8 protein-coding genes are annotated in these 7,818 nt (G+C 52.0%); 1 reads left to right on the top strand and 7 read right to left on the bottom strand.

Annotation, left to right across the window (positions count from 1 at the left end; translation table 11 throughout):
- Nucleotide 1 precedes the first annotated feature (1 nt).
- The 6 genes from PFH44_RS22600 to PFH44_RS22575 form a co-directional block, all read right to left on the bottom strand.
- The gene (locus PFH44_RS22600; protein ID WP_045858353.1) at nucleotides 2-844 is read right to left on the bottom strand and encodes a PTS system mannose/fructose/sorbose family transporter subunit IID; all 843 of its coding nucleotides are present in this window, start codon (nucleotides 842-844) and stop codon (nucleotides 2-4) included.
- Entirely contained in the window at nucleotides 837-1,640 is an 804-nt protein-coding gene (locus PFH44_RS22595) for a PTS mannose/fructose/sorbose/N-acetylgalactosamine transporter subunit IIC (protein WP_045858350.1), read from the bottom strand. The genes PFH44_RS22600 and PFH44_RS22595 overlap by 8 nt, the downstream gene beginning before the upstream one ends.
- Nucleotides 1,641-1,650: 10 nt before the next feature.
- Complete coding sequence (locus tag PFH44_RS22590) at nucleotides 1,651-2,148, bottom strand: PTS sugar transporter subunit IIB (RefSeq protein WP_045858348.1); 498 nt, start codon at nucleotides 2,146-2,148, stop codon at nucleotides 1,651-1,653.
- Nucleotides 2,149-2,160: 12 nt separating this feature from the next.
- Complete coding sequence (locus PFH44_RS22585; protein WP_045858346.1) at nucleotides 2,161-3,339, bottom strand: glycoside hydrolase family 88 protein; 1,179 nt, start codon at nucleotides 3,337-3,339, stop codon at nucleotides 2,161-2,163.
- Nucleotides 3,336-3,818, bottom strand: coding sequence for a PTS sugar transporter subunit IIA (locus PFH44_RS22580; protein ID WP_045858345.1), 483 nt, complete (start codon nucleotides 3,816-3,818; stop codon nucleotides 3,336-3,338). Before PFH44_RS22580 ends, PFH44_RS22585 begins: the two co-directional genes overlap by 4 nt.
- Nucleotides 3,819-3,997: 179 nt before the next feature.
- Nucleotides 3,998-6,601: a sigma 54-interacting transcriptional regulator gene (locus PFH44_RS22575; RefSeq protein ID WP_045858343.1), complete on the bottom strand. Its 2,604-nt coding sequence runs from the start codon at nucleotides 6,599-6,601 to the stop codon at nucleotides 3,998-4,000.
- A 345-nt stretch (nucleotides 6,602-6,946) separates the two neighbouring features.
- On the opposite strand from PFH44_RS22575, the gene PFH44_RS22570 reads away from it, so the two are divergent.
- The gene (locus tag PFH44_RS22570; RefSeq protein ID WP_283826216.1) at nucleotides 6,947-7,318 is read left to right on the top strand and encodes a hypothetical protein; all 372 of its coding nucleotides are present in this window, start codon (nucleotides 6,947-6,949) and stop codon (nucleotides 7,316-7,318) included.
- Nucleotides 7,319-7,401: 83 nt separating this feature from the next.
- Here PFH44_RS22570 and PFH44_RS22565 read toward each other — a convergent pair.
- Nucleotides 7,402-7,818, bottom strand: a 417-nt coding sequence (locus PFH44_RS22565; protein WP_283826215.1) for a serine hydrolase, incomplete at its 5' end; no start/stop codon positions are given.

The following is a 7,818-nucleotide window of genomic DNA, read 5'->3' as shown; positions in this document are numbered from 1 at the left end:
ATCAGATAATGCCGATCCCCGCAGCACCAAAACCAATAACGATGAGCATGATTAATACTTTATTTGGACTGACCTTTTTATTGAGCAGTTTCAGACAGAGCAGTACCAGTATCAGAGGAATGAGCCCGACGCAAATTTTGTCCAGTATCTCCTGTAACACAAAAGGCTGCCCTGCAATGGTGGTTTTGAAGGTGGTGGTAAATTTCACCATACTGGCACTCATTGCACCAACCATCATCAGCCCCATTATGGACGAGGCCTTTGTGATACAGCTCAGCAGCCCCGACTGGGTGGCTTCCGCGATGTACTTTGAGCCAAGCCGGTAACCCATAACGCCACCATAATAGCGCAACAGATAGCTTGGAATATTGTAGATCAGCAGGAACAGCAGTGGCCCAAGCGGATTTCCCTGTGATGCCAGACCGATAGCAATACCGGTCGCAATGATACGTAACACCCCATAAAAGAAGGAGTCACCCACTCCTGCAAAAGGGCCCATCAGGGCAACTTTGATCCCGTTGATACTGGAGGTATCGAAATCAGGATTGGCTGCATTCTCTTTTTCCATGGACAGCGTCAGCCCCATAATAAAGGGCGCAATATGCTGGTTGGTATTAAAGAACTGGCTGTTACGTTTAAGGGCTTCCAGATAGCGATGTGGATCGCCGGCGTAGATTTTTTTCAGCATCGGGGCCAGCGCCCACCCGTAACTTAACCCTTCCATACGGGTGAAGTTCATCGAGCCCAGCAGAGGAAACTGACGAATGAACAGCTGACGGAACAGTTTCTTTTCACTTTTTTCGTCGCTGTAAGCGCTGACATTTTTCATATGGATATCAGTCATTGAAAAACCCATCCTTATCATCAGCCGCAGCCGGCGCAGTTGCCGCTGTGGCCTGTTTGTTAGCTTTCAGTTGGTTGAATTCATTGAAGCAGAGGTAAACCGCGACAGAACCTGCAATGATGGCAATCCCCATGATGGGCAGTTGCAGATAGGCTGCCATGGCAAAGCCGATAAAGAAGAAGGCGGCAATATTGCGATTCCACAGGGCTTTCAGCAAAATCGCAAAACCCAGTGCTGGCAGAATGCCGCCGACTGCCGTCATCCCGCGCATCACGGTCGGGGGAATGCTTTCCACCACACTGCGAATAACGTCGGTACCAAACAGGATGCCGAAAAAGGCAATCAGGGCGAACGGAATACCGTAAAAGAAGGTCATGCCGAGCGTCAGGCCAAGTGCCGCACGGTCATGCCCCTGTTCCAGCAGGGCATCATATTTTTCGACCAGTGCGGTATACACCAGCTTCAGTACCTGGTAGACAAATACGGCCAGCAGACTGATCGGCAATGCCAGCGCTACTGCAACCGCGGGTTCAGCATGAGTCAGGATCGTGAACGCCGTGGCCAGAACCGAACCGACGGCGAGGTCAGCCGGAACTGAGCCACCGATGGTGATGGTTCCGAGGAAAATTAATTCCAGCGAGGCGCCGATAATAATGCCCTGCTGGAAATCGCCCAGCACCAGCCCGACGAGAGCGCCACAGATTAACGGGCGTTCAATAAGCGGCTGACCCAGGGTGTGATCCGCTGTTTTAACCAGAAACATAATCAGTGCGACAAGAAATGCGGAAGTTAACATAGGGACCTCATCAGCAGGCTGCAGTTTCCAGCATCTCAATCAGGCTTTTGACCGGGTGAGATGGCAGAACCTGATATTCGACGTTGACGCCACGTTCAGCGATAGCCCTGAAGTCAGCGACATCCTCCGGGGTGACATAGACCGTATCGCTGATGCGGGTTTTTGCGGCCAGATGATCCGTAATACGGCCGAAATTGGCGACATTCAGCGTCCTGATCGCCGGAACCTGCTCTACAAGGCGCCGGGCATCGGCGGCATTGTTAACGATGACCATAATTTTCATGTTTTCAGCGCGGGGGTCATTGAGGACATCGCCGGCATCTTTCACTGCCATGATGCCGCACTTTGCCGTATCCGGCGCGGCCATACGCAGCGACATTTTTTGTACGTCGTTATTCACAATCTGGTCGTTCGCGACCAGTATGCGGTTGACTCCCAGGTGTTTGGTCCAGACAACGGCCACCTGACCGTGAATAAGACGATCATCAATTCGAACTAAAGAAATCATGTGTAGCTCCGGTTAACAGAAATAAGGGGTCCAGATGCGGCAAAGACGAACCAGGGCTTCAAAATAAAAATAATCTCCCCAGATATTCGGTTCGTTTATGCCCATATTGCGGCCAAAGTTATAAACACCTTCACGCAGCAGGCCGTCTTGCTGATGAGCGAAATAATGCGCACGCAGGTTGCGCATCATAAGTTCGATGCCATTGGCGTAGGCCGGACGCAGAGGATCGGTCAGTGGCAGCATTTTCAATAACTCTGCCAGCCCGCAGACGGCGATGGCGGCGGCGGAGGTATCTCTCAGGGCATTGTCCTGACGGGTAAAAATTAAATCCCAGTAGCAGACGTAATCCTCAGGGAGGCGGTTCAGAAAATAATGGGCCAGTCGGCGTGACAGCTCCGGTTGAGCGGCATCCCCGGTGTGGTTAAATCCCAGCGCAAATCCGTAAATGCCCCATGCCTGGCCCCGGGCCCAGCATGAATCATCACTGAATCCCTGATGAGTGTCACCGCGAAGCGGCTGACCAGTATGGATATCCATATAATAAGTATGGAATGTTGAGGCGTCTTCACGTACCAGATACCGGGCGGCCTGCGCCAGATGCTGCGTGGCGGCCTCACGGTAACGGTTATTTCCCGTCTCATCTGCAGCCCAGAACAGGAGCGGGACATTAAGGTTGCAGTCAATGATCATCCGTCCCTGACGGGCAGGGTCCGTTAAATCTCCCCAGGCCTGAATGACACCGGCGGTGGCATTAAAACGTTGGTAAAGGAGGTCTGCTGCGCGCAGGGCAAGCTCCCGGGCACGGAGATTACCGGTCAGCTTCCAGGCATTGACGCAGGAAAGCAGATAAAGAAAACCCAGATCATGGGTATCGACCTTAATATGTTTATCCAGTCGCTCTTCGAAACTGTCGAGCAGGTTTTCCGCCACATCACGGTATTTGTTGTCTCCGGTTACTTCCCAGGCTAACCACAACATCCCGGTCCAGAAACCCTCCGTCCAGTCTACTTTTTCCACCGCCGGGTAAACACCACCGGTTCCGCTGGCAGACGGAAACGTGGATGAGAAGCGGGGCAGCATGGCATCCACTTTAGCCAGCACTTCTGCGATAGCATCATTTAACCAGGTTTTGTTGAGGCCGGGCTGTGTATGTGTATAGCGGGGGTCAAGTGGCTCAAGTGCAATATTCACAGTCCGTTCTCCCCGGAAAAGAAGTCTTCGTTGTCATCCTGTATTGCGGACGGGATTGCCTGACGCGCAGCGATAATATCCGGCAGGGTATTCATATACTGCATGGCATCCGTTGCCGCCAGAATGGCATCCTGCAGTCGTGATGCGGTGTCAATGTGTTCGGACATGCAGAACTCCATCAACATGATCAGGTTGGCGCCGCTGATCACATGCACGTGTGGGTATTTCACCATCATCTGTACGGCGGTATTATTGACACTGCCTCCGGCCATATCCGTAAACAGCACCAGCTCATTGCCACGAGCGGCGGCCTCCATGGCAATCGAGTCAAAATAAACGGCAAGTTCAGCTGTTGAGCCAATCTCACCACAGTACGCACAGATCGGCGTGATACCGTGATCTTCGCCAATCAGCAGATTCAGGCCTGAAACAATGCCCTCGGCATAGCGACCATGAGTGGCGATATACATCTCTCGCATTACGCATTCCTTTATAAATTTCATTTGTCTGCCTTAAATAAAGCAAGTTGTATGCCATGTTTTTAATTCAATGATTTACATTGGTTTTTATGTTGATTTGAACACTATAATGAGTGCTTAGACTGACGTCGGGAGTAGTGTCGAAATGACCTGCCAGGGGGACTGGCAGGTATTGATGTTCAGGCTGATGCGTCCACAGAAATCCAGGGCTCCATGATTTCAAAAATCATAAGGATTTCAGTGAGAGGCAGGGTGAGGTGGTATTTGCGATTCAGCGCCTGGAAAAAGGTGTCATGCACGGCCACGAATGCCTTTTGCTGCAGCGTCAGTTCAGTTTCTTCCCGGTGACGCACGCCATTATTCACCATCACCCGTTCAATCATCAGCGCGATATGCATGAAGAGGTTCATACGCAGGTAGCTTTCGAAATGGATTTTGTAGAACCCTTCGTACTGTTTGATGACGGCCTCGACTTCATTGATGATGACGACGGGATTCAGGAAACTCAGACGGTTGGCAATACCTTCGACGGTAAACAGTTTTACGATTTCCTCTACCATCGGCTCAAGAACACCTTCCTGCAGCAGGCCGTTGAAGTAGACACGTTTCAGCACCTGGGTGCGTTCCTTAATCAACTGCTCGACGCTGAGTAAAGGGATATAACCGGCTTCAAGGTCTGTGGTGGTGATAATCAGTCGCGTACCATTAAGAGAGGGATCTGCATGGGTGATTTTCCATTTCAGATCGTCATATTCCATGGTGACAATATCAATATCCGCCTGCGCCAGATAGCGCTGTACGATATCTTTCAGTTTACGGGAGATACCTTCGCCGGAAATGCAGGAAATAATAATTTTATTACCCGGTAGCAAGCCGGCGTAATGCCGGGTTTCCACCTCATAAGCCCCCTGTGTGCCTTCAATGATTTCCTCCATCGGGAGCCGCTCCTGGATTTTGGCAGCGATATCCAGTGCCATCATGGTGGAGACATTATTGATGACCAGGAGCTCGCCGTGCAGATGAAGTTTTATTTCTTCATAGATTTCCCTGAGGGATCCCATATCAACCAGAATGATCAGTCCTGACCCCTGTCGAAGCCGGGAAACATGGGCGATCAGCAGGTCGATAATTTCACGGGTGGAGGTCGAGTGGGGCATATCAAAGGCTTTAAAATAATACCCCCCAACCAGCTGGTTGGCGATACCGGCAATACTGGAGGCGGTGGTGCGTCCATGGGCGACGATGATACCCTGGATAATATCATCTTCCCCCGCCAGAGTGTGGAACGCGCAGCTAAGCAAGGGATGTAACAGCGGTAAGGGCTGCGGTGTTACGTATCTGGCCAGCTGGGTTATACACTCTTCTGCCAGTAGGCTGGCTTTTCCCGACACATAATCAGAAATACGTTCCAGTTCATTCAGGGTTGCTGTTTCCTGGGCTGCAGACATGGCATAGCTCAGCGACAGCCAGATGGTTTTACGCAGTTCATGGCTGAACTGAATTCCACTCAGGTTTTCCAGCTCGCCGATCGCCTGTATCGTTTTTTGCCAGATATAACCGCTGTATAAGCCCTCCGGTGACAATGTACCGTTAATCTCAGTCAGCAACTGTTCCATTTTTCGGTTCAGCAGCAACACGTTTCCGCTGTGGCAGAATTCCCGAAATATCACATCATCGCGCATGGCTTTGGGGAAAAGTGAACTGGCATCCAGGGTTTCAGCAGAAGCCGAAGAGGAGACGACCAGGAGCTCTCCACCCGGGGTACAGCCCTGCAGAGAGATAGCTTCACCAGGATGTGTGTTACTCCACGCCGTGGCGCACATGACTTTAATCTGGTTTTTCAGCTCGCCAATATTACCCCGGACCGGTGAGGTGGCAAGCTGGTGCATCAACTGGGCATCGAAATGAATGTCCTGCTGGAGGCTCAAAGCCTCCTGATGGAAGAAGTGGCTGATCTGGGTGATGCGTTCAGGCAACGGACGGGAGAGGTAATTCGGAATGGTCACTCTGATCGGTATTCGTCGGCGAAAGGTGTTCAGTAAAACAGTGTCGATATTCTCTGTTGTGGCAAAAATAAAACGTATTCTGGCGGGACGAGTGGTCCTGTTGTCCCCAAGACGGTAGAAATACCCTTTATCCATAAACAGAAACAGCTTTTCCTGATTCTCTGCCGATAAACGATGGACTTCGTCAAGGAACAGAAAACCGCCATCGGCATCGTCAAATGCACCGCGTTTTTCGCGGTCCGCTCCGGTAAACGCGCCGCGGGTATAACCAAATAATGTTGCCGACAGGAGTTCCGGGTTGTTGGCATAATCCGCACAGTTAAGTTCAACAAACGGGGCATCTGATGCGATGACGCCGCGTTCAAGCGCATACTGATACACCAGTGAGGCCAGATGGCTTTTCCCCACGCCACTTTCGCCGGACAGCAGGACAGGTAATCCCCGGCCGGGATAGTCCACCGCGGAACGGCAGAGGGCCACCGCTTCTGCCAGGCTCCCCTGATGGCCAATCAGTCTGCTGAAAGCATCTTGTTGATTATGACGTACAGATGTAAGAGGGGGTTTGGCGGCAACTTCACTGATGACAAAGAAACGAACCGGTCGGGTGTTTTCTTTGCGTAAACGCCCGTCATCACACAATCTGTTCAGATAGTGGCTGACCACGCTACGGTTGACCTGTATAAAATCCGCACAGTCCTGCGCCGTGAATCCTGAACGGCTTTCAGCGTAATGCGTGATGACTTTATTGAAGAGTCTTTCTTTAGCTGACAGAGCCATAGGTTCAGAATCCTGAGTGAGTAAAGCATAGTGTCGAAAAAAATGTCGTACCTGGACACTAAGATATGATTTAGACGCTGACTACTTTCTATCTTTAATCAATAAAATGAAATTGTGTTTTGATATTTATGTGATGTTGTTCTCATTACTTCGTGAGTGCAACAAGATGCCTACGGATTAATTTTATTTTAAATGCACAGATGTGAGGGGAACGTAAATCAAGGGGAGTGATGATTCAAACAACGCTTCTGCTGGCTGCCCCAAAATCAACGTTCGTTTCAGGAGCCCTGGCAGAGGCGGCATGAACGATGTTCGCCTCGTGCCTGGTGAATGCCGAAGAGAGATATGCGCAGAGTTTTACCCGTTATTTTCGCCGCCGCGCTGGCTAGCGCCTGTAACGCTGCGCCTCCGGAGAGCGGGCTGACGTACCGGGCCGGTGACGATGCGTTTTATCTCAATAAGCGCTGCGTGGATGAGATTCGCGTCAGAGACGCGCTCTCGCCGGACGTGTTCCTTAAACTCAAACACAGCCTAAGCTGCTCTGAGGCGCTGAACAAAATCATCGCGGATAATATCAACAAGGAGCTGGTTGTCACCCTCCAGCAGCAGGAGCTGTTAAAAGCGAAAATTGGTTCGCAGATGAAAACAGAGAATGGCTTCAGCCAGGCAACTGCGGATAAAACGGTCGCCCGCAATATTTACGACTTTTATCAGTAATAACGCACCCGCCGGCGAACGGATGCCCGGCCATCGCGCGCCGGACGTCCGTTTTACCGCCGTCGCGAACGATAGCGCTCGCCTTACCAGTGCTTAACCAGCGTCTCGCCAATCCCGGCAATCTGCCGGTTCCGCTCTTCCATCGAGGCCTCGGTGCCGGTTAAATAAATAATCACGATGCGCGCGGGCTGCCCGTCCGGGCCGAGGGCGGCGATAATACCACGCGACCCGCGGTTGCCCGCGCCGGTTTTGTCAGCGATAAACCAGCCGTGCGGCAGCGCCGAGCGCAGCAGCGGGCCGGCGACCTTATCGTCAACCATCCAGCTGAGCAGCTGCTGTCGCGATGCGGCGGAGAGTACGCTGCCGGTGAGCCGATTGCGCAAGGTTTTTGCCATCGCCTGCGGAGTGGTGGTATCACGCGCGTCGCCGGGCAGGGCTTCGTTAAGCTCGGTCTCCCAGCGGTCGAGGCGCGAAGTCTGGTCTCCGCTGCGGCGCAGGAA

The organism is Klebsiella sp. Ech2A, assembly GCF_030078455.1.
Lineage (GTDB): Bacteria > Pseudomonadota > Gammaproteobacteria > Enterobacterales > Enterobacteriaceae > Klebsiella > Klebsiella terrigena.
Note: the sequence above shows the minus strand (reverse complement) of the source record. Positions and strands in the feature narration are given on the sequence as shown.